This is a genomic window from Streptomyces sp. NPDC006624 (genome assembly GCF_040611555.1).
Classification (GTDB): domain Bacteria; phylum Actinomycetota; class Actinomycetes; order Streptomycetales; family Streptomycetaceae; genus Streptomyces.
This window is the reverse complement of record NZ_JBEXOM010000009.1, coordinates 217561-238601: the sequence shown is the minus strand read 5'-3', so window position 1 is coordinate 238601 and position 21041 is coordinate 217561. Positions and strand designations below refer to the sequence as shown.

The 21041-nt window shown below is 70.7% G+C and carries 18 protein-coding genes and 5 tRNA genes; 15 read left to right on the top strand and 8 right to left on the bottom strand.

Annotated elements, in window-relative coordinates:
* Window positions 1–3 precede the first annotated feature (3 nt).
* The 5 genes from ABZY20_RS19385 to ABZY20_RS19365 all read right to left on the bottom strand — a co-directional run bounded on the left by ABZY20_RS19385 (window position 4) and on the right by ABZY20_RS19365 (window position 8944).
* A complete protein-coding gene (locus ABZY20_RS19385) occupies window positions 4–3303 on the bottom strand; it encodes a nitrate- and nitrite sensing domain-containing protein (protein WP_356442734.1) in 3300 nt (1099 codons plus the stop codon).
* Window positions 3304–3681: 378 nt separating this feature from the next.
* Window positions 3682–4257 (bottom strand): ATP/GTP-binding protein, encoded by a 576-nt coding sequence (locus ABZY20_RS19380; protein WP_356442733.1) that lies wholly within the window; start codon window positions 4255–4257, stop codon window positions 3682–3684.
* The gene (locus ABZY20_RS19375) at window positions 4238–4633 is read right to left on the bottom strand and encodes a DUF742 domain-containing protein (protein WP_031121441.1); all 396 of its coding nucleotides are present in this window, start codon (window positions 4631–4633) and stop codon (window positions 4238–4240) included. Before ABZY20_RS19375 ends, ABZY20_RS19380 begins: the two co-directional genes overlap by 20 nt.
* A gap of 111 nt (window positions 4634–4744) precedes the next feature.
* Window positions 4745–5158 carry a roadblock/LC7 domain-containing protein gene (locus tag ABZY20_RS19370; RefSeq protein WP_030851929.1) on the bottom strand — a complete coding sequence of 138 codons (414 nt, stop codon included), beginning with the start codon at window positions 5156–5158 and terminating at the stop codon, window positions 4745–4747.
* A 9-nt stretch (window positions 5159–5167) separates the two neighbouring features.
* On the bottom strand, window positions 5168–8944 hold the full coding sequence (locus tag ABZY20_RS19365) for a nitrate- and nitrite sensing domain-containing protein (protein ID WP_356442732.1): 3777 nt from the start codon (window positions 8942–8944) through the stop codon (window positions 5168–5170).
* A gap of 600 nt (window positions 8945–9544) precedes the next feature.
* Between ABZY20_RS19365 and ABZY20_RS19360 the strand changes: the two genes are divergently transcribed.
* From ABZY20_RS19360 to ABZY20_RS19320, 9 genes are all read left to right on the top strand, one after another.
* Entirely contained in the window at window positions 9545–9736 is a 192-nt protein-coding gene (locus tag ABZY20_RS19360) for a hypothetical protein (RefSeq protein ID WP_356442786.1), read from the top strand.
* A gap of 173 nt (window positions 9737–9909) precedes the next feature.
* Window positions 9910–10686, top strand: coding sequence for a fumarylacetoacetate hydrolase family protein (locus tag ABZY20_RS19355; protein WP_356442731.1), 777 nt, complete (start codon window positions 9910–9912; stop codon window positions 10684–10686).
* Window positions 10679–12172, top strand: coding sequence for a glutamate--tRNA ligase (gene gltX / locus ABZY20_RS19350; protein ID WP_356442730.1), 1494 nt, complete (start codon window positions 10679–10681; stop codon window positions 12170–12172). Before ABZY20_RS19355 ends, gltX begins: the two co-directional genes overlap by 8 nt.
* A gap of 205 nt (window positions 12173–12377) precedes the next feature.
* Entirely contained in the window at window positions 12378–13109 is a 732-nt protein-coding gene (locus tag ABZY20_RS19345; protein ID WP_356442729.1) for an HAD family hydrolase, read from the top strand.
* A 90-nt stretch (window positions 13110–13199) separates the two neighbouring features.
* Window positions 13200–13271, top strand: a tRNA-Gln gene (locus ABZY20_RS19340).
* Window positions 13272–13311: 40 nt separating this feature from the next.
* Window positions 13312–13384, top strand: a tRNA-Glu gene (locus ABZY20_RS19335).
* Between the two features lie 38 nt (window positions 13385–13422).
* Window positions 13423–13495, top strand: a tRNA-Glu gene (locus tag ABZY20_RS19330).
* 20 nt (window positions 13496–13515) lie between these two features.
* A tRNA-Gln gene (locus tag ABZY20_RS19325) sits at window positions 13516–13587 on the top strand.
* Window positions 13588–13615: 28 nt separating this feature from the next.
* A tRNA-Glu gene (locus ABZY20_RS19320) sits at window positions 13616–13688 on the top strand.
* Window positions 13689–13864: 176 nt separating this feature from the next.
* On the opposite strand, the gene ndgR is transcribed toward ABZY20_RS19320, so the two are convergent.
* Window positions 13865–14578, bottom strand: a complete 714-nt coding sequence (gene ndgR / locus ABZY20_RS19315; protein ID WP_094055732.1) for an IclR family transcriptional regulator NdgR — start codon at window positions 14576–14578, stop codon at window positions 13865–13867.
* Window positions 14579–14772: 194 nt separating this feature from the next.
* Between ndgR and leuC the strand changes: the two genes are divergently transcribed.
* The 4 genes from leuC to ABZY20_RS19295 all read left to right on the top strand — a co-directional run bounded on the left by leuC (window position 14773) and on the right by ABZY20_RS19295 (window position 18088).
* Entirely contained in the window at window positions 14773–16203 is a 1431-nt protein-coding gene (leuC, locus tag ABZY20_RS19310) for a 3-isopropylmalate dehydratase large subunit (RefSeq protein WP_356442728.1), read from the top strand.
* Between the two features lie 6 nt (window positions 16204–16209).
* A complete protein-coding gene (gene leuD / locus ABZY20_RS19305; RefSeq protein WP_356442727.1) occupies window positions 16210–16803 on the top strand; it encodes a 3-isopropylmalate dehydratase small subunit in 594 nt (197 codons plus the stop codon).
* A gap of 277 nt (window positions 16804–17080) precedes the next feature.
* On the top strand, window positions 17081–17311 hold the full coding sequence (locus ABZY20_RS19300) for a hypothetical protein (protein WP_356442726.1): 231 nt from the start codon (window positions 17081–17083) through the stop codon (window positions 17309–17311).
* 135 nt (window positions 17312–17446) lie between these two features.
* Window positions 17447–18088, top strand: a complete 642-nt coding sequence (locus ABZY20_RS19295; RefSeq protein WP_356442725.1) for an HU family DNA-binding protein — start codon at window positions 17447–17449, stop codon at window positions 18086–18088.
* Between the two features lie 87 nt (window positions 18089–18175).
* On the opposite strand, the gene ABZY20_RS19290 is transcribed toward ABZY20_RS19295, so the two are convergent.
* Both ABZY20_RS19290 and cofC read right to left on the bottom strand, forming a co-directional pair.
* Entirely contained in the window at window positions 18176–18379 is a 204-nt protein-coding gene (locus ABZY20_RS19290; RefSeq protein ID WP_356442724.1) for a hypothetical protein, read from the bottom strand.
* A 9-nt stretch (window positions 18380–18388) separates the two neighbouring features.
* A complete protein-coding gene (gene cofC / locus ABZY20_RS19285) occupies window positions 18389–19027 on the bottom strand; it encodes a 2-phospho-L-lactate guanylyltransferase (protein ID WP_356442723.1) in 639 nt (212 codons plus the stop codon).
* Window positions 19028–19185: 158 nt separating this feature from the next.
* On the opposite strand from cofC, the gene ABZY20_RS19280 reads away from it, so the two are divergent.
* Window positions 19186–20025, top strand: coding sequence for a lysophospholipid acyltransferase family protein (locus tag ABZY20_RS19280; protein WP_356442722.1), 840 nt, complete (start codon window positions 19186–19188; stop codon window positions 20023–20025).
* Window positions 20022–21032 (top strand): NAD(P)H-dependent glycerol-3-phosphate dehydrogenase, encoded by a 1011-nt coding sequence (locus ABZY20_RS19275; protein WP_356442721.1) that lies wholly within the window; start codon window positions 20022–20024, stop codon window positions 21030–21032. Before ABZY20_RS19280 ends, ABZY20_RS19275 begins: the two co-directional genes overlap by 4 nt.
* The last annotated feature ends 9 nt before the right edge of the window (window positions 21033–21041 follow it).

The window sequence follows — 21041 nt, the reverse complement described above, 5'->3', positions numbered from 1 at the left end:
ACACTAACGCTCCTGGTTGTAGGTGCTGTCAGGACCGAAGCCCTGGCCGTTCGTTTCACTGCCTGCGCTGCGTCCGCGTTGGACGCCCCGGCGCAGGTTGCTCAGCCTGCCCCGGACGTCCTCCGGGGCGCGGGAGACCTGTGGGCCTCCCTGGGGGGTGCTTTCGGCGGCACCCTCGATCAGGTTGGCCTTGGGTACCCGCCTCGGCAGGCCGGAGGAGGTGACCCCGCCCGCCTTGGGCTTCCTCAGCTGCGAGGCCTGCTGCCAGCGCTCGTCGTTCGCCGAGCGCCAGTCGCCGTCGCCGTTGCTCTCCGGTGAGGAGGCCGGCGGCTGCTGGCTCGCGTGCCGTTCGCCGGAGCCGTTCGCACCGCCCGCGGTGGATCCGCGGCGGGGAAGCCCGGCGTCCGTCAGCGCGTGGGCGGAGGAGGGGGCCGTTTCCGGACGGTCGAAGCCTACGCGGTCCTGCTCACCCGCGTCAGCGGCCTGCGCAGATTCCGTTTCCGGGGCCTGAGAAGGGTACTGGTTCGGGTAGCCGTTGCGGTAGCCGTCCTGCTGCGGCCAGTCGTCCTGGTAGCGCCGCTGCTCGAACGCCGGGAAGTTCTCCGCCGCACCCGCGCCCTGACCCGAGGACTGCTCCTGGGCCGGCTCCGCATAGGAGGGATCCGGGTAGCCGCCGTTCGACGAGAAGGTGTCGTTCTGCGGCAGGCCGCCGTTCGGCGCGTAGTACTGCTCCTCGTACGCCGGCCGCTGCGGCTCGTCGTACGCCGTCTGCCGCTGCTCCTCGTACGGCGCCTGCTGCTCCTCGTACGGAGCCTGGCGGTCGTACGCCGAGGGCTGCTGCTCCGGGTAGCCGCTCTGGCCGGTGTCGTAGGACCGGCCGGCGTCGTAGCCCTGCTGCGCGTGGTACTCGTCGGCGTAGCCGGAGGGGTCGGACTGCTCCCGGGAGCCGTCCCGCCCGGGCAGGGCGGGCTGCTGGTCGTTCTGGGACTCCAGGGCCGCCCTGCGCTCCTCGCGCATCAGGGAGCGGCCGACGGGGTCCAGCTCGCGTATGTCGTCGGGGACGTCCGAGTAACGGCTGTCGTCGAAGCCGAGCTCGGCCGCCGTGCGCATCGGCTGGCCGAAGTTCTCACCGCCGAAGTTCTGCTCCGGGATGATCTGCGAGACCGTGAACTCGTCGCGGTCCACGTGCTGCTCGCCGCCACCGCCGTGGGTGATCGCGTCCGGCAGCATGACCAGCGAGGTGGTGCCCGCCTGCTCGCCCGAGGGGCGCAGCTGGACGCGGATGCCGTGCCGGTCGGACAGCCGGCCGACCACGAACAGGCCCATGCGCTGGGAGATCGCGGCGTCCACGGTCGGCGGGTTGGCCAGCTTGTGGTTGATGTCCGCGAAGTCCTCGGCGGTCAGGCCGATGCCCTTGTCGTGGATCTCGATCATCACGCGGCCGTCGGGCAGCCGGGTCGCGGTCACCCGGACCTTGGTCTGCGGGGAGGAGAACGTCGTGGCGTTCTCCAGCAGCTCGGCGAGCAGGTGCACGAGGTCGGTCACGGCCCGGCCGTGGATCTCGGCCTCCGGCACGCCCGACAGCTCGATGCGCTCGTACTGCTCCACCTCGGAGGAGGCGGCGCGCAGCACGTCGACCAGCGGCACCGGCTGGTCCCAGCGGCGGCCGGGCTCCTCGCCGGCGAGGACGAGGAGGTTCTCGCCGTTGCGGCGCATACGGGTCGCGAGGTGGTCCAGCTTGAAGAGGTTCTCCAGCTGGTCCGGGTCGGCCTCGTTGTTCTCCAGGTCGGTGATCAGGGTCAGCTGGCCCTCGATCAGCGACTGGTTGCGGCGCGAGAGGTTGGTGAAGATCGCGTTGATGTTGCCCCGCAGCAGGGCCTGCTCGGCGGCGAGCCGGACGGCCTCGCGGTGGACCTGGTCGAAGGCGCGGGCGACCTCGCCGATCTCGTCCGTGGTGGTGATCGGGATGGCCTGGACACGGGTGTCGACACGGCCGGGGTCGGTGCGCGAGAGCTGGTCGACCAGCATCGGCAGGCGCTGCTCGGCGATGCCGAAGGCGGCGTTGCGCAGCTGGCGCATCGAGCGGCTCATCTGGCGGGCGACCGCGCCGGCCAGGATGAACGCCAGGAGCAGTGCGACGACGACGGTGGCACCCGTGATGTAGGCGTCACGCTGGGCGTCGTCGGCGATCTGCGCGGCCTCGGTCACCGCGGTGTCGGCGAGGTCGGACTCGATCTGGCGGTAGCCGTCGAACTTGAGGGTGTTCACGGCCCACCAGTTGGCGGGGGTGATGCCCTTGGCGGCGAGTGCGGCGCGGGCGGCCGGGTCGGTGGTGTCGAGGCGGGCGACCTCCCCGATCATCGTCTCCACCTTGGCGGGCGGCGGGACGTAGTCGGGGTCCCTCTGCTTGGCCTCCTTGGCCAGGTCCGCGCCCTTGGCCTTGATGTCCTGGGCGGTCTGCTCCAGCTTGGCCGCGTCGGCCTCGGTGCCACCGCCCTTGTACTCCTCGATGGCGATGCGCTCGAGGTAGGCGTAGGAGGAGAGCGCGACGCGCTGGCTGGCGAGCTGGCTGGGCGTGGGGCCCGGCTTGACCAGCATGTGCATACCGATGGAGCGCTCCAGGGAGAGCGCCGCCTTCGTCAGCGAGATCGCGTAGACCGTCCGCCCGTAGCTGGTGATGTTGCCCGTGCCCAGACCGAGTTCGTTGGCGAACTCCATCAGCGGGTGGGCCACGTCGACGTAGCCCTCCTGGGTCTGGACGCCCTTGAGCTGGGAGGTGTAGGCGGCGGCGCGCAGCTTGCTCAGCTTCGGCTCGGCCTCGCGGAACAGGCCAAGGCGGCGCTCCAGGCCCGGCTTGTCCGGCATGCTCTGGGCTGCGTCGTCGAAGCCGTCGGCGGCCTTGTCGGTCGCGGCGCGGGCCTTGACGACGGTCGGGTCGTTCGCGCCCTTGCCCTGCAGCAGCGGGGTCGCGGTGAGGTCCCGCTCGTTGTAGAGGGCGTTGGCGTAGGTGAGGGAGGCCTGCACCAGACGCGCGGTGTTCTCCGCGTCCTCGGCCTCCTGCCAGGTGTCGATCGAGCTCTTCACCTGGAAGCCGCCCATGACGAGGCCGACCAGCACGGGTATGAGCAGGATCGCGTTCAGCCTGGTCGCCACGCGCCAGTTGCGCGGGGAGAGGCGGCCACCGCTCTTCGCGGGCGCGGCCGTCGGCTCCGAACCGGGCACGGGGGCGGGCGCCGCTGTGCGCGGCGGCGGGGTGAAGTTGCCCCGGGCCGACGGCTCGGGACTGTTCTTGCTTCGCCTCACTCGACCAACAACCTCTCGGCGGTCGGCACCAACGTTGTGCCGCAGTGTCTCAGAGCCCAACCAGGCCATCGACGCACGCGTACGTCATTGACTATTGGGCAGTTCAGGCATTCCAGCACGACGACCTGCGCTCTTCCAAACAGTCGGGGGCGGGCTTTCAGAGTCTCTTGAGCCCCAGATAAAACGGTCATAAAGAGCGAGCCCCGCCAAAAGGCGGGGCGATTGTGCGCGCAGCGAGACCGGATGTGCGCGACGCGTGGCCGCACCACTCGATTCCTCTGCCGAAACGTTATGAACACCTTGGCCGACCGTGTCAAAGGACACAGCCGGCTCCGGTGTATCTACGACAACTTCCGTATGGTGCCTCAGATTTGGGTGCTACCTCAGGCGTGCCATCAGCGCGTGCTCGACCAGCGTGATCAGGGCACTCTTCGCATCGGCGCGATGCCGGGCGTCCGTGGTGATGATGGGGGTGTCCGGCCCGATCTGGAGCGCCTCGCGCACCTCGTCGGGGGAGTAGGGCTGCTGCCCGTCGAAGCCGTTGAGGGCGATGACGAACGGCAGGCCGCTGTTCTCGAAGTAGTCCACGGCCGGGAAGCAGTCGGCCAGGCGCCGGGTGTCCACCAGGACCACCGCGCCGATGGCGCCGCGCACCAGGTCGTCCCACATGAACCAGAAGCGGTCCTGACCGGGCGTACCGAAGAGGTACAGGATCAGGTCCTGGTCCAGGGTGATACGGCCGAAGTCCATGGCCACCGTGGTGGTGGTCTTGTCCCCGGTGTGGGTCAGGTCGTCGATCCCCGCGCTCGCCGAGGTCATCACGGCCTCGGTGCGCAGCGGGTTGATCTCCGAGACGGCGCCGACGAACGTGGTCTTGCCCACGCCGAAGCCGCCCGCCACCACGATCTTCGCGGAGGTGGTGGAACGACCCGCGTCAGAGCTTGCGAAGTCCACTGAGCACCCTTTCGAGCAGTGTCACGTCCGGCGCACCGGTTGCCTCGTCGCCGCCCGGCTGGTGGATCGCGACGAGACCGGCCTCCGCCAGGTCCGCGACCAGGATCCGGGCCACGCCCAGCGGCATGTTGAGCAGCGCCGAGACCTCGGCCACCGACTTCACCTCGCGGCAGAGGTGGCAGATGCGCTGGTGCTCCGGGAGCAGTCCCATGAGCGCGGCGGGGTCCGCCGTCGTACTGATCAGTGCCTCGATGGCGAGCTGATAGCGCGGCCGGGTCCGGCCGCCGGTCATGGCGTACGGCCGTACCAGCGGCTGGTCGCCCTCGTCCTCGTACGGCTCCGCGTACGGATCATGAGAGGCGGTGGGCGGGGTCATGGGTCCTCCGGGCGGGACACTGAGTCGGTCAGTCATGCCGTCTGACCAGGCCTGTGTGGGGTATGTGGCGGCCGGACGGTGATGTGGTGAGACGGGTGGTGCCGGGGGGGATCAGTGGAGCAGACTGCCTTGGAGTTCGGCTCGCAGGTCGGGGGTGAGTACCGCGCCCGCGCGGTCGACCAGGAGAGCCATCTCGTAGCCGACGAGGCCGATGTCGCACTCGGGGTGCGCGAGCACGGCCAGGGACGAGCCGTCCGAGACGGACATGAGGAAGAGGAATCCCCTCTCCATCTCCACGACCGTCTGCGCCACCTCGCCGCCCTCGAAGATCCGGGAGGCGCCCGCCGTCAGCGACGTCAGGCCCGAGGCGACGGCCGCGAGCTGGTCCGCGCGATCGCGCGGGAAGCCCTCCGACATCGCCAGGAGGAGACCGTCGGCGGAGACGACGACGGTGTGGGACACCCCGGGGGTGTTGTCCACGAAGTTGGTGATCAACCAGTTGAGGTTCTGTGCCGCCTGGCTCATCGGGCTCAACTAACGCTCCTGCTGGTGAGTGGGCCGTGGGTGGCTGCCGGTCTGGGTGGACCCGGCCTGACGACCCTGTGCGATTCCCCGACGGAGATTGGTCAGCCGGCCGCGCACGTCATCGGGGGCGCGTGAGACCTGCGGACCGCTCTGGTGGGTTTGCTGCTGCGCCGTGCCCGGGACGAGGTTCGCCCTGGGCACCCGGCGCGGCAGACCGGAGGTGGTGACACCACCCGCGGCGGGCTGGCGGACGCGCTCGGCCTGGCGGACGAGGTCGTCGTTGGGCGAGGTGCGCCAGTTCGCGGACGCGGACCGCTGGGGACCGGTGGGTCCCTGCGGCTGCTGCGGGGCCGGAGCCGAGCCGTTGTTCTGCGGCTGCTGCTCCTGCTGGCCCTGCTGTCCGTGGAACCAGTTGGTCTCGAGCGTGTCGTACAGCGGCGTACGCCCGTCGCCCGGGCCGGTCGCCGGCGGCAGCGCCTCGGGCTCCTGCCGGGGCTGCGGGGCCGGCAGACGCGGGGCGCCGAAGTCGGACCCGTTGTACCCGCCGTTGACCTGCTGCCGCTCGAACTGGCCGGTGCCCGCCGGGTCGGCCGGAGTGGCCGGGCCCGGAAGCCCCGGGCGGCCGGAGCCGTTGTCCCGGCGCGGCGCGGGGTACTGACCGGTGGAGCCGCCGTCCTGGCGCGGCGCGGGGAACTGGCCCGTCGCGTTGCCGTCCTGGCCCGGGCCGGCGTAGTGCCCGGCCGAGCCGCTGTCCTGGCGCGGCGCCGGGAACTGGCCCGTCGCGCCGTTGTCGTAGCCCTGCGGGGCCGGGAACTGACCGCTCGTGGACGCGGGGTCTCGGCGGCCCGATCCGGTGCCGAAGACGTCCGGGCGGACGAACTGGTTCTGGTCCTGCGACCCGCTGCTGTGCCGGGGAGCGCCGAAGTCGGCCGACGGCACGGCCGGCAGCTCCGCCGTCGAGCCGGGGCCCTGGCGGTCGTCGACGCGCGGCAGGGCGGAGGTGCGGGAGACGTCCTGCTCCTCGTGCCCGCGCGGGGAGTCCATCGGGGCGCGCGGTACCGGGGGCTGGGCGTTCTCGTCGCTCCAGCTCGGCACGCGCTGCTGCTGCGCGTCACCGCCGGGCAGCTCGGCCCGCGGACCGCCGCGCGGCGGCAGCTGCGGCTGCTGCCGGCGGCCCTTGCCCTGCTCGGCGTGGCGGCCCTGCTGCCGGCCCCGGCCACCGCGGCCCTCCCGGCCCTGCGGCGCCTCGGTGCCCGCGGCCTGCAGACCCTGCGGTGCGCCGGGCGCCTGGCCGAACCCGGCACCCGCGGGAGCGGGACGGCCCTGCGCGGGCGAACCCTGCTCGAACATCGAGTTGCCCTGACCCTGCGGCCCGCGCGCTCCGCCCGGACCTGCCGGACGGCCGGCGTCGCCGTCCCGGCCGGGCAGTGCGGCCCGCGGGCCCTGGCCGGCACCGAGCCGGCCCCCGCCGCCGCCGAACGCGCCGGACGCACCGGCCCCGAGGGCGCCACCGCTCTGACCGGCGGCGGCCCGCCGGGCCGCGGCCGCACCGGCGGCCGCCTGCGCGGCGGCCGGACCGCCACCGCCGACCGGCGGCTGACCGCCCTGCTTGGGCTGGGGCTTCTTGCCGCCCTGGGCGACGTCGACGGGCAGCATGACCAGCGCGGTCGTACCACCGGAGTCGGACGGGCGGAGCTGGATGCGGATGCCGTGCCGCTGGGACAGGCGGCCGACCACGAACAGACCCATGCGGCGGGAGACGGAGACGTCCACCGTGGGGGGAGAGGCGAGCCGCTCGTTGATCGCCGCGAGGTCCTCGGGGGAGAGGCCGATGCCGGTGTCGTGGATCTCGATCAGCACCCGGCCGTCGGGCAGGGCGTGACCGGTGACCTTGACCTTGGTCTGCGGCGAGGAGAACGAGGTGGCGTTCTCCAGCAGCTCGGCGAGCAGGTGCACGAGGTCGTTGACCACGCGGCCGGCGACCTCGGTCGTCGGCACGGAGGCCAGCTCGATGCGCTCGTACTGCTCCACCTCGGAGGCGGCGGCGCGGAGCACGTCGACCAGCGGGACCGGGCGGGTCCAGCGGCGGCCGGGCTCCTCACCGGCGAGGACGAGGAGGTTCTCACCGTTACGGCGCATGCGCGTGGCGAGGTGGTCGAGCTTGAACAGCGAGGAGAGCTGGTCCGGGTCGGCCTCGCGGGACTCCAGTTCGGAGATGAGCGACAGCTGACGCTGGATGAGGCCCTGGGAGCGGCGCGAGAGGTTGGTGAACATCGCGTTGACGTTGCCCCGCAGCAGGGCCTGCTCGGCGGCGAGGCGGACCGCCTCGCGGTGCACGTCGTCGAAGGCCGCGGCCACCCGACCGATCTCGTCCCGGGAGTGCACACCGACCGACTCCACGGACGTGTCGACGTCCTGCGGGTCGGACTCGGACAGCTGCTTGACCAGCTCCGGCAGACGGTCGGAGGCGACCTTGGTGGCCGTCTCCTCCAGGCGGCGCAGCGAGCGGATCATCGAGCGGGCCACGACGAAGGCGCCGACCAGCGAGACACCGAGCACGAGGAGGATCAGCGCACCGGAGATGATCGCGTCGCGCTCGGTGGCGCTGCGCAGCTCGCGGGCCTTCTGCTCCATCTCCTCGAGCAGGGTGTGCTCGATGTTCTTCATCTGCTGGATCTTGGTGGAGCTGTCGTCCAGCCAGTCGCGGTAGGACCGCTTGTCCTGCTGGGCGAGACCGCTCGCGGAGACCAGGGCGCGACCCGCGTAGGTGTCGGTCGCCTTGATGGTGGAGTTGCCGCCGTCCTCGATCGGCTTCAGCAGCTCGGCGGCGGCGTCCTCGCCGTAGATGCTCTTGAAGCTGCGGATCTCGGACTTCTGGCTCTCCGAGGCCGACTGGGCGTAGAGCCGGTCGTTCGGGGAGAGCTTGCCGGTGGTGGTGTTGCTGGCGGGCAGCGCCGCGGCGAGGGCCGCGCGCTGGATCGAGGAGTACTCCTTGGCGGAGGAGAACGCGGCCAGCGCACGGGTGCGCTGGATCATGTCCGGGTTGCTGGTCGCCTCGGCCATGTCCTGGGAAAGGGCGATCAGGTTCTCGATCAGACGGTGGTACGCCTCGATCGTCTGCGTGGAGTTGTCCTCGTCCGCGTAGGCGTTCTTGCGGATCTGCTCCAGGTCGCCGAGCTCGGTGGCGATCTGGATGAGGTACTCGCGGACGCCACTGAGGTTGCCGTCCTTGCTGGCGCTGTCGATCTCCTCGGAGCTGTCGAGGAAGTTCTTCCTGGCCCGGTCGGTCTTCTCGCGAAGTCCCTTGACCGCGAAGTCGGTCGCCTTGCCGCCGTGCGCGAGCGGGCCCGCCGACTGGTCGCGCTCCTCCTGGAGGGCGGCGGACAGCTCGGTGGCCTGCTTGGTCATGTCCGTCAGCAGCTTCATGTTGTCGAGCTGCTGGATGTCGTCCATGGACTGGTCGATACGCAGGGCACCCAGCGAGGTCGCCGCGACCACGGGGAGGGCGAGCAGCGACACCAGTCGGGTGGAGATGCGCCAGTTCCGCAGGGCTATTCGCGGGCCGGGGCCGGTCGGGCCCGTCGGCGGCTTCAGCGCCGGGGCGGGCGGGCTCGCGGGTCCGGAGGAGGCCGACGCACCGGGGCGCCCGGGGCGCTCACCGCCGTCGCCCGCCGGGCCCGGGTTCTGGGCGTGCTGGGGCGAGGGGCCGCCATTCATGGGGCCAGTCCCGCCGTGCGGCTCCGGCTCCGCCGAAGCGTTGCCATCCCTCTTGAAACGTCCCTGCACTAGCGTCGCAACCTCTGGACCAGGCACCCCGTCGGTTGGACGGCGGGGCACGGTGTCGGCGTTCTGGGGACGCCCTGAAAACGCCCCCGTGGTGGTCGTGAGTGACCGGCGCTGGCTCCCCCTTCTGGCCGCCACTCGGCGCGTCTGTGCGCCCCCTGTGCGCCGGCTCGATCCCGCGGCGGTCCGTGGCATTCCAGCACAGCACAGGATCTCCAACAAGGCTCGTAGGCCAGGCCGTGACATAGGTGACACCACGTGAGTGGCGAATCACCCGCCGTAGAAAGCGAGTTCGCCCATTTCGGGCATATGCACGCGACTTGCCGAGTGCGGTCCGGTGTCCCAGTCGCCATGATCAGGAGCGGAATAAGCGCTTCAGGGGGTCAATGTCCGCTTCGTCGGTCTGCGGGGTGCGTCCGGATTGCCGGAATTGCCCTCTACTTCGTGAGCAAACTCACACGCCGAAGGCGGCTCCTCAGCGAAAGAGCCGGGAATCCCATGTTTAGCCTGACGCTTTACAGAGAAGGCAAAACCGACAACCCGCGCCCCCGTGGGGGTCCCGCACCCTCCCGGCGCCCGTGACAGGACAGGGTCAAGTAAACAGTGAAGACGACGACGATGTTCCACAAGATCGCCAACCCGCGACGCACGACGCTGGCGCACCTGGACGACGCCGACGAACTGCAGACGCCGGAACAGCCGGAGCACCGCGTCGAACTTCCCACCCAGACCGCCAACCCCAAGCGCACCGTCCTCATGGACCCCCCGGTCGCGGCCGCCGCGGCCGCGGAATGACACCGGGTAGTACGCGTACCGGCCGCCGGATGCTCACGGCGGCGGGCGACGGATTTCCAGGGGCGCTCCCACGGACGGGGGCGCCCCTTCGCCGTGCGCGCTGCGGGGACCCCTCCCCGCGTTAGCCTGGAGCGTCAGACTCCAGCCGCTTCAGTCAAGGGGCCAAGCATCCCGTGCGCATCGCCAGATTCTCCATCGACGGGAACGTCGCCTTCGGCGCCATCGAGGGCGAGAAGCAGGACGAGCTCGTCCTGGACATCATCAAGGGCATCCCGTTCGCGGACTTCGAGCTCTCCGGCACCAAGGTGCCCCTCGGCAAGGTCCGGCTGCTGCCGCCGGTGCTCCCCAACAAGGTCGTGGCCTTCGGCCGCAACTACGCCGAGCACGCCAGGGAACTGGGCAACGAGGTCCCCGAGGCGCCCTTCGCCTTCTTCAAGCCCTCCACCTCGGTGATCGGCCCCGGCGACGAGATCCAGTACCCGTCCTTCTCCTCCGAGGTGCACCACGAGGCCGAGCTGGCCGTGGTCATCGGCCGCATGTGCCGCGAGGTCCCGCGCGAGCGCGTGAAGGAGGTGATCCTCGGCTACACCTGCGCCAACGACATCACCGCCCGTGACGTCCAGAAGCGCGAGAAGCAGTGGGCCCGCGCCAAGGGCTTCGACACCTCCTGCCCGCTGGGCCCCTGGGTGGAGACGGACCTGGACCCGGCCGACCTCACCATCCAGCTCACGGTCAACGGCCAGCAGCGCCAGCTCGGCCGCACCAGCGAGATGACCCACTCCGTCGAGGACCTGATCGTCAACATCTCCGAGGCCATGACGCTGCTGCCCGGCGACGTGATCCTCACGGGCACCCCGGCTGGGGTCGGCCCCCTCAACGTCGGCGACGAGGTCGCCGTCACCATCGAAGGCATCGGCACTCTCACCAACAAGGTTGTCAAGCGTGGCTAGCGCACCCGGCTCCCCCGTACGCGTCCGTTTCTGCCCGTCGCCCACCGGTAACCCCCACGTGGGCCTGGTGCGCACCGCCCTGTTCAACTGGGCGTTCGCCAAGCACCACCAGGGCAGCGGTGCTCAATTCGTATTCCGCATCGAGGACACCGACGCGGCGCGCGACTCCGAGGAGTCGTACACCCAGCTGCTCGACTCGATGCGCTGGCTCGGCTTCGACTGGGACGAGGGTCCCGAGGTCGGCGGCCCGCACGCGCCGTACCGCCAGTCGCAGCGCATGGACCTCTACAAGGACGTCGCCGCCAAGCTGCTCGACGCCGGCCACGCCTACCACTGCTACTGCTCCCAGGACGAGCTGGACACCCGCCGCGAGGCCGCCCGCGCCGCCGGCAAGCCCTCCGGCTACGACGGCCACTGCCGTGAGCTGAGCGCCGCCCAGGTCGAGGAGTACCGGGCCCAGGGCCGCGAGCCGATCGTCCGCTTCCGCATGCCCGACGAGACGATCACCTTCACCGACCTGGTCCGCGGCGAGCTGACCTTCACCCCGGAGAACGTCCCGGACTACGGCATCGTCCGCGCCAACGGAGCCCCGCTGTACACGCTGGTCAACCCGGTCGACGACGCCCTGATGGAGATCACCCACGTCCTGCGCGGCGAGGACCTGCTCTCCTCCACCCCCCGCCAGATCGCCCTGTACAAGGCGCTGATCGAGCTGGGCATCGCCAAGGAGATCCCGTCCTTCGGCCACCTGCCGTACGTGATGGGCGAGGGCAACAAGAAGCTCTCCAAGCGCGACCCGCAGTCCTCCCTCAACCTCTACCGGGAGCGCGGCTTCCTCCCCGAGGGCCTGCTCAACTACCTCTCGCTGCTCGGCTGGTCCCTCTCGGCCGACCAGGACGTCTTCACGATCGACGAGATGGTCGCCGCGTTCGACATCTCCGACGTGAACCCGAACCCGGCCCGCTTCGATCTCAAGAAGTGCGAGGCCATCAACGGCGACCACATCCGCATGCTGGACGTGAAGGACTTCACGGAGCGCTGCCGCCCGTGGCTCCAGGCGCCGTTCGCCCCCTGGGCGCCGGAGGCCTTCGACGAGGCGAAGTGGCAGGCCGTCGCCCCGCACGCGCAGACCCGCCTGAAGGTGCTCTCCGAGATCACCGACAACGTCGACTTCCTGTTCCTGCCGGAGCCGGCCGAGGACGAGGCCTCCTGGAACAAGGCCATGAAGGAGGGCTCGGACGCCCTGCTGCGCACCGCCCGGGAGAAGCTGGAGGCGGCCGACTGGACCTCCGCCGAGTCGCTGAAGGAGGCCGTCCTGGCCGCCGGCGAGGCGCACGGCCTCAAGCTCGGCAAGGCGCAGGCCCCCGTCCGGGTCGCCGTCACCGGCCGCACGGTCGGCCTGCCGCTCTTCGAGTCCCTGGAGGTCCTGGGCAAGGAGACGACGCTGGCCCGCATCGACGCGGCGCTGGCGAAGCTGACCGCGTAGACGCGGCACGGCGCAGGACATGACGAGGGCGGCGCCCGCACCGGGCGCCGCCCTCGCCGTGTCCGCCCGGCCGCCACCCGGTGCTCACCCTCCCGGCCAACTCCGTTCCGCCCCACGGAGGCTGGATCTCCTCGGTGCACACGTGCCAGACGGCAGGACGTCCGTCGGCGGGCTGAGGGCGCGGCGCGGTGGGTACGGTCGGAGCATGAGCATCCACGCCGTGGTCTGGGACGTCGACGACACCCTCTTCGACTACACCACCGCCGACCGCCTCGGCATGCACGCCCACCTCACGGCGGAGGGCCTGCTCGACGGCCACGGCACCGCCGAGCAGGCCCTCGCCCGCTGGCGCGAGATCACCGACCTGCAGTGGGCGCGCTTCGCGGCCGGCGAGGCCACCTTCGAGGACCAGCGGCGCGACCGGGTGCGGATGTTCGTGGAGCAGGACCTCACCGACGCCGAGGGCGACGCCTGGTTCCTGCGGTACGTCGCCCACTACGAGGCGGTCTGGGAGCTCTTCCCGGACGTCCTGCCCGTCCTGGACGCCCTCACCGCCAGCCACCGGCACGCGGTGCTCTCCAACTCCAGCCTCCACGTCCAGGACCGCAAGCTGCGCCTCCTCGGCGTCCACGACCGCTTCGAGACCATCCTGTGCGCGGCCGAGCTGGGCGTCTCCAAGCCCGCGGCCGAGGCGTTCCTCGCGGCCTGCGAGGCGCTGGACCTGCCGCCGCACCAGGTGGCCTACGTCGGCGACCACCCGGAGATCGACGGGCGGGGCGCCGCCGACGCCGGGCTGCTGTCGGTGTGGATCGACCGGGGCGGCCCGTACGCCACCGTCGAGCCGCCCGTCGGCCCGCACCGCATCGCCTCCCTCGCCGAACTGCCCTCTCTGCTCGGCGCGGATACTCGTTTTGGAGCCCCGTCCACCTTCAGGTAATGTTCTTCCTGCGCCGCGGGGAGCGGGCCGGAAGGCAGGAACCCTAGGCGCACTGCTAGAACAAGATCCCCTCAGGGGCTTGCGTTCCAGTGGCCTATGGTGTAATTGGCAGCACGACTGATTCTGGTTCAGTTAGTCTTGGTTCGAGTCCAGGTAGGCCAGCTCGCAGAGCTCATCTGCGCCAGCGGATTCCGATCCGCAAGCCCCCGTTGTGTAGCGGCCTAGCACGCTGCCCTCTCAAGGCAGTAGCGCCGGTTCGAATCCGGTCGGGGGTACTGGTCCCGAAGATCCACGATCGTTCGGGACTGCTAGGGCCCCCGTTGTGTAGCGGCCTAGCACGCCGCCCTCTCAAGGCGGTAGCGCCGGTTCGAATCCGGTCGGGGGTACTGACTGGTCTAAACCACATTGGTCTATGGTGTAATTGGCAGCACGACTGATTCTGGTTCAGTTAGTCTTGGTTCGAGTCCAGGTAGACCAGCTCGGACCTGCGGAAACGCAGTGTCCAGGCCCCCGTTGTGTAGCGGCCTAGCACGCCGCCCTCTCAAGGCGGTAGCGCCGGTTCGAATCCGGTCGGGGGTACGTAAGGAAAGGCCCTCCACTTCGGTGGAGGGCCTTTTCGTGTGCGCCCCGAGGGGGCGCGGGGAACTGCGCGATCAGCCACCGCGGGCCCGCGGCCGACGGCGAAACACTTCCTGCTGCGGCGATCGGTCGGGGAAGGCCTGCCGCGGCGTTGAGGCCGGCCCTCCCCGCATCGCTCAGCCGCGCCGCAGCGCCTCGGACAGCCGCCCCGCCGCATCGATCACAGCCTGCGCGTGCATCCGCCCCGGGTGCCGCGTCAGCCGCTCGATCGGCCCGGACACCGACACCGCCGCCACCACCCGGTTCGACGGCCCCCGTACCGGCGCCGAGACCGACGCGACGCCCGGTTCCCGCTCGCCGATCGACTGGGCCCAGCCGCGCCGCCGCACACCCGACAGCGCCGTCGCCGTGAAGCGCGCCCCCTGCAGACCGCGGTGCAGCCGCTCCGGCTCCTCCCAGGCCAGCAGGATCTGCGCCGAGGAGCCGGCCTTCATCGTGAGCGTCGAACCGACCGGGACCGTGTCCCGCAGTCCGGACAGCCGCTCCGCGGCGGCGACACAGATGCGCATGTCGCCCTGCCGGCGATACAGCTGCGCGCTCTCGCCCGTGACGTCCCGCAGATGCGTGAGCACCGGGCCGGCCGTGGCGAGGAGACGGTCCTCACCCGCCGCCGCGGCCAGCTCCGCGAGGCGGGGGCCCAGAATGAAACGGCCCTGCATGTCGCGCGCCACCATGCGGTGGTGTTCCAATGCCACGGCCAGGCGGTGGGCCGTGGGTCGTGCCAGTCCGGTGGCGCCGACCAGGCCCGCGAGGGTGGCCGGACCGGACTCCAGAGCGCTCAGGACGAGGGCCGCCTTGTCCAGAACGCCGACGCCGCTACTGTTGTCCATGCAACGATACTCGCGTCTCACTCTGTGAAACGCAAGTTCAAATTTCCGTGGAACCCGCCACCCTGGAATCACGAAGTCACAACGGCCCGTGACGTAAGGGCCTGGTGGTGTGTGCCCGGAATCAGGGGAACGGGCACCGCCTCTCAAGATCTCTAGTTGGGCCGGCGGAACGCCGTCGGCCGGAGGGAACAGCGATGGGTAGGACACTCGCGGAGAAAGTCTGGGACGACCACGTCGTCCGGCGGGCGGAGGGCGAGCCCGACCTTCTCTTCATCGATCTGCACCTGCTGCACGAGGTGACCAGCCCGCAGGCCTTCGACGGTCTCCGCAAGAGCGGCCGCACCGTGCGGCGCCTCGACCTCACCATCGCCACCGAGGACCACAACACCCCCACCCTCGACATCGACAAGCCCATCGCCGACCCGGTGTCGCGGATCCAGCTGGAGACGCTGCGCAAGAACGCCGCGGACTTCGGCGTGCGCCTGCACCCGCTGGGCGACGTCGAGCAGGGCGTCGTGCACGTCGTCGGCCCGCAGCTGGGCCTGACCCAGCCCGGCACCACCGTCGTCTGCGGCGACTCCCACACCTCCACCCACGGCGCCTTCGGCGCGCTGGCGTTCGGCATCGGCACCTCCCAGGTGGAGCACGTGCTGGCCACCCAGACGCTGCCGATGGCCCGCCCCAAGACCATGGCGATCACGGTCAACGGCGAGCTGCCCGAGGGCGTCACCGCCAAGGACCTGATCCTCGCGATCATCGCGAGGATCGGCACGGGCGGCGGCCAGGGCTACGTCCTGGAGTACCGCGGCGAGGCCATCGAGAAGCTCTCGATGGAGGCCCGCATGACCATCTGCAACATGTCGATCGAGGCCGGTGCCCGCGCGGGCATGATCGCCCCGGACGAGACGACGTTCGCGTACCTCAAGGGCCGTCCGCACGCCCCCGAGGGCGAGGACTGGGACGCCGCCGTCGCGTACTGGAAGACGCTGAGGACGGACGAGGACGCCGAGTTCGACGCCGAGGTCGTCATCGAGGCCGCCGAACTGTCGCCGTTCGTCACCTGGGGCACCAACCCGGGCCAGGGCGCACCGCTTTCGGCGTCCGTCCCCGACCCCGCCTCGTACGAAGACGCATCGGAGCGCCACGCCGCCGAAAGGGCCCTGGAGTACATGGGGTTGCAGGCCGGGCAGCCGCTGCGCTCCATCAAGGTGGACACCGTCTTCGTAGGCTCCTGCACCAACGGCCGCATCGAGGACCTGCGCGCGGCCGCCGAGCTGCTCAAGGGCCGCAAAGTCGCCGACGGGGTACGGATGCTGGTCGTCCCGGGCTCCGCGCGGGTCGGTCTGCAGGCCGTCTCCGAGGGCCTCGACGTCGTCTTCAAGGAGGCCGGCGCCGAGTGGCGGCACGCGGGCTGCTCGATGTGCCTGGGCATGAACCCGGACCAGCTGGCCCCGGGGGAGCGCTCCGCGTCCACCTCCAACCGCAACTTCGAGGGGCGGCAGGGCAAGGGCGGCCGTACGCACCTGGTGTCGCCGCAGGTCGCGGCCGCCACCGCCGTCCTGGGCCACCTGGCCTCCCCGGCCGACCTGGCCGACGCCGACGTCCCCACGCCCGCTGGAGTCTGATCAGTCATGGAAGCATTCACCACCCACACCGGCCGGGCCGTCCCGCTGCGCCGCAGCAACGTCGACACCGACCAGATCATCCCCGCCCACTGGCTCAAGAAGGTCACGCGCGACGGGTTCGAGGACGGGCTGTTCGAGGCCTGGCGCAAGGACGCGTCCTTCGTGCTCAACCAGCCCGAGCGGCAGGGCGCGACCGTCCTGGTCGCCGGCCCCGACTTCGGCACCGGCTCCTCCCGCGAGCACGCCGTCTGGGCGCTGCAGAACTACGGCTTCAAGGCCGTGATCTCCTCCCGCTTCGCCGACATCTTCCGCGGCAACTCGCTCAAGAACGGCCTGCTCACGGTCGTTCTGGAGCAGAAGACCGTGGACGCGCTGTGGGAGCTCACCGAGAAGGACCCGCAGACGGAGATCACCGTCGACCTGGTCGCCCGCGAGGTGCGCGCCGAGGGCATCACCGCCTCCTTCGAGCTGGACGAGAACTCCCGCTGGCGGCTGCTGAACGGCCTCGACGACATCTCGATCACCCTGCAGAACGAGGCCGACATCGCCGCCTACGAGGCGAAGCGCCCCTCGTACAAGCCGCGGACGCTCCCGGTCTGATCCGGAGCACGGCCCGCCGCCTTCGGACAAGGCGACTTTCGGCCACCGCAACACCCCCTCTGTACCCCCGATCGGCCCGATCGGGGGTACAGCCGTGTCTGCACCCGAACGGCCCTGCCGACCCCCGAGGTCGCAGTCAACTTCCCACGTTATGCCGGTGGTTGCCGGGGTACGCGACTGGTACAGCCGTGACTTCCGAGTGTGCCCGGACGACCGTTTGAGGCGGCAGTTGTCCCCTGCGCAGGCGACAACTCGCCCCAGATGGCACAATCTGTGCATGGAACACGACGGCCAACTCGAGCTCTATGCGGCAGTCGCGGACCAACTCAAGGAAGCGCACACAAGAGTGCGCGCACTGCAAGTCCCGGAGGGCGTACGGATGGCGCTGACCCGGAAGCTGCTGGTCATTACGGCCGCGGCCAAGCACGATCTCGCCGACGCGGCAAGGCGGCTGGAACGGTTCACGACGGATCTTGACGAGGGGCGTCTCCCCGGCGAGGAACGCTGAACCCGACAGCACCGCCGAGTTCGCTGCGGCACAAGGGTGATAAGCCCGTTTCGTGTTTGATTTGCGGTATATATCTGCCTAACGTGCGAAAAGCTTGAACACTTTCGTTCTGGCGATGTCTCCGAAGGGGAAGACGTGAACAAGGCGCAGCTCGTAGAAGCGATTGCCGACAAGATGGGCGGCCGCCAGCAGGCCGCCGACGCTGTCGACCATGTGCTGGACGCCATCGTCCGCGCGGTCGTCGCAGGTGAGAGGGTCTCCGTCACCGGCTTCGGTTCCTTCGAGAAGGTCGACCGTCCGGCGCGCTACGCCCGTAACCCGCAGACGGGCGAGCGGGTTCGGGTCAAGAAGACCTCCGTTCCGCGCTTCCGTGCGGGGCAGGGGTTCAAGGACCTGGTCAGCGGCTCGAAGAAGCTGCCGCGGGGTGGCGAGGTCTCCGTCAAGAAGGCGCCCAAGGGCAGCCTGACCGGCGGTGCCGGCGCGACGGTCAAGAAGGCCGCCGCGAAGAAGGCGACCACGAAGGCGGCCGCCGCCAAGAAGACCGCCGCGAAGAAGACGACGGCGAAGAAGGCCACCACGAAGACCACCGCCGCGAAGAAGACCACGGCGAAGAAGGCCCCCGCCAAGACCACGGCCGCGGCCTCCAAGACCGCCGCCGCGAAGAAGACCACCGCCAAGAAGGCACCGGCGAAGAAGGCCACGGCCAAGAAGGCGCCCGCCAAGAAGTCGACGGCGCGCAAGACCACCGCCAAGAAGACCACCGCCCGCAAGAAGTAAGGGCGAAGGGGTACTCACGCGCCGGGCCGGACTCCGCACGGAGTCCGGCCCGCGGTGTGTCCGGCGAGTGGTCGGAGAATTCCGTGGTCAGAGGGTCTGCAGGGTCACCAGGGTGATCCTGAAGTCGTCCCGGGGGCCCTCCACCTCGATGCGGACGCGCTGGCCCGGGCGCAGCAGCCTGAGGCCGCCCGCGTCGAACGCCGCCGCGTCGAAGGGCACCGGCGTGCCGTCGTCCAGGAGCACCTGCCCGCTGCGGCTCTCGGGGTCGTACGTGTAAGCGGTCGCCTGCATGGCCGCAGCCTACTGCCCGGGGATCAGCAACCGCGCGGCGGCCGCGGCCGTATGAGGCCCGACGCCCAGGGCCAGCGCGCTGCGCAGGTCGTCGCCGGTGTCCACGTCCTGGCGCACCGAGTCCACGGCGGCGAGGGTCAGTTCCTCGGCCCCCGACGCCCGGTGCCGGGAGCGTGAATCGGCGCCGAACGCCGGGCGCAATTCCCGGCCGGGAGCGGCGGCGAGCAGGGTCGTGCCGATTGCGGCCGCATCCGCGAGAAAAGCGCGCGGGAATTCGGCGGCGGCGTCGAGTACCCGGGACAATTCCGCGGGGCGCAGCGCCGGCAGATCGGCGTTCAGCGCGGCCACCGCACTCGCCGGGCGGGCGGACCGCACGGCCCGTGCCGCGTGTGCGAGCGCGGCGTTGAGGCCGCTGCCCGGCTCGTCGGCGACGACCCCGGCGCCCAGTGCGGCCAGCTCGCGGCCGGCCCGGGCGTCGTCCGTGACGACTGCCACATCGCGGACCGCCGGGCAGGCCAGCGCGGCCGCCACCGTGTCCTGGGCGAAGGCGAGCGCCAGGTCCGGCCGCAGCCCGTCGTCCGCGGTGTCCGCGAGTCTGCTCTTGGCCCGGGCCAGGGGCTTCAGGGGTACGACCAACGTCCACTGCACAGGTGTTCCGCCCTCCTCTTGTCGCGGCCATTGTCACCCTGGGCCTCCGGCGGGCGGCGTGCCGGGGCGTACGGTGTTCTCGACAGACCGGCGGCCTGGGGCGACACTTGTGCGGCCCCCCGTGGCCCCGGCTTCAGGCCCTAGAGGAAGGTGTCCGCGTGCCCCGCCGCAGAATCGGCTTCTGGTACCGCTTCGCCGCGGTGATCTGCAAACCACCGCTGGTGGTTCTGCTCAGGCGGGACTGGCGTGGAATGGAGCACATTCCGGCCGAGGGCGGATTTATCACCGTGGTGAACCACAATTCACACATCGACCCCGTCGCATACGCGCATTTCCAGTACAACACCGGGCGCGTTCCGCGTTTCCTCGCGAAGAGCGGACTATTCAAGAAGGGATTCGTCGGGGCCGCGATGCGCGGCACCGGGCAGATCCCCGTCTACCGCGAGAGCACGGACGCGCTCAGCGCCTTCCGGGCCGCGATCGACGCCGTGAATCGCGGGGAATGCGTCGCGTTCTATCCCGAGGGCACCCTCACCCGCGACCCCGACGGCTGGCCCATGACCGGCAAGACCGGGGCCGCCCGCGTCGCCCTGCAGACCAAGTGCCCGGTGATCCCCGTCGCCCAGTGGGGCTGCAACGAGCTGCTGCCGCCGTACGCGAAGAAGCCGCATCCGCTGCCCCGCAAGACGCACCGTGTGCTCGCCGGGCCGCCGGTGGACCTCACGCGGTTCTACGACCGGGAGATGACCGCGGACCTCCTGAAGGAGGCCACCGAGGCCATCATGGCCGCCATCACCGCCCTGCTGGAGGAGATCCGCGGGGAGAAGGCGCCCGGGACGCCCTACGACCCGCGCCAGGAGCGGATCGAGCAGCGGCGCCGCACACAGGAGCAGACGGAGCGCAGCGGGCAGCAGACCGGGCGGCCGGTGCAGCCGGCCCCCTCGGCATCGTCGGGACAGTCGTCGCAGTCGGCGCGGAAGGAAGGGCTGGGCAAGTGAGCAAGCCGGTCAAGGCGGCGGTCCTGAGCGCCGGTTCGTGGGGTACGGCCTTCGGGATGGTGCTCGCCGACGCGGGCTGCGAGGTCACCCTGTGGGCCCGTCGCCCGGAGGTCGCCGAGGCGATCAACTCCACGCGCACCAATCCCGACTACTTCCCGGGCGTCGAGCTCCCGGAGCGCGTGCGGGCCACCACGGACCCCGCCGAAGCCGCCGCGGACGCCGACTTCACGGTCCTGTCGGTGCCCTCGCAGACCCTGCGCGGCAACCTCGCCGAGTGGAGCCCGCTGCTCGCCCCGGACACGGTCCTGGTGTCGCTGATGAAGGGCGTCGAACTGGGCTCCGCGATGCGCATGAGCGAGGTCATCGACGACGTCGCCAAGGTCGGCCCGGACCGGATCGCCGTGGTCACCGGGCCCAACCTGGCCCGCGAGATCGCCGCGCGCATGCCGGCCGCGGCCGTGGTCGCCTGCACCGACGAGGCCGTCGCGCAGCGCCTCCAGGCCGCCTGCCACACGCCGTACTTCCGCCCCTACACCAACACGGACGTGGTGGGCTGCGAACTGGGCGGAGCCGTGAAGAACGTCATCGGCCTGGCCGTCGGCATCGCGGACGGCATGGGCCTGGGCGACAACGCCAAGGGCTCGCTCATCACCCGCGGCCTCGCCGAGACCACCCGGCTCGGGATGGCGCTCGGCGCCGACCCGCTGACCTTCTCCGGACTCGCGGGCCTGGGCGACCTGGTGGCCACCTGCTCCTCGCCGCTGTCGCGCAACCACACCTTCGGCACCAACCTCGGCAAGGGCATGACCCTGCAGGAGACCATCGCGGTCACCAAACAGACCGCCGAGGGCGTCAAGTCCTGCGAGTCGGTGCTCGATCTGGCCCGCCGGCACGGCGTCGACATGCCGATCACGGAGACGGTCGTCGGCATCGTGCACGAGGGCAAGCCGCCGGTGGTCGCCCTCAAGGAGCTGATGTCGCGCAGCGCCAAGCCCGAACGACGCTGAGCGACGCGA

Coding starts and splice junctions, on each gene's coding strand:
- ABZY20_RS19375 (WP_031121441.1), bottom strand. CDS start 4,633: ATGACCCCGCCCACCGCCTCTCATGATCCGTACGCGGAGCCGTACGAG.
- leuD (WP_356442727.1), top strand. CDS start 16,210: ATGGAAGCATTCACCACCCACACCGGCCGGGCCGTCCCGCTGCGCCGC.
- ABZY20_RS19300 (WP_356442726.1), top strand. CDS start 17,081: ATGGAACACGACGGCCAACTCGAGCTCTATGCGGCAGTCGCGGACCAA.
- ABZY20_RS19370 (WP_030851929.1), bottom strand. CDS start 5,158: ATGAGCCAGGCGGCACAGAACCTCAACTGGTTGATCACCAACTTCGTG.
- ABZY20_RS19345 (WP_356442729.1), top strand. CDS start 12,378: ATGAGCATCCACGCCGTGGTCTGGGACGTCGACGACACCCTCTTCGAC.
- ABZY20_RS19290 (WP_356442724.1), bottom strand. CDS start 18,379: ATGCAGGCGACCGCTTACACGTACGACCCCGAGAGCCGCAGCGGGCAG.
- leuC (WP_356442728.1), top strand. CDS start 14,773: ATGGGTAGGACACTCGCGGAGAAAGTCTGGGACGACCACGTCGTCCGG.
- ndgR (WP_094055732.1), bottom strand. CDS start 14,578: ATGGACAACAGTAGCGGCGTCGGCGTTCTGGACAAGGCGGCCCTCGTC.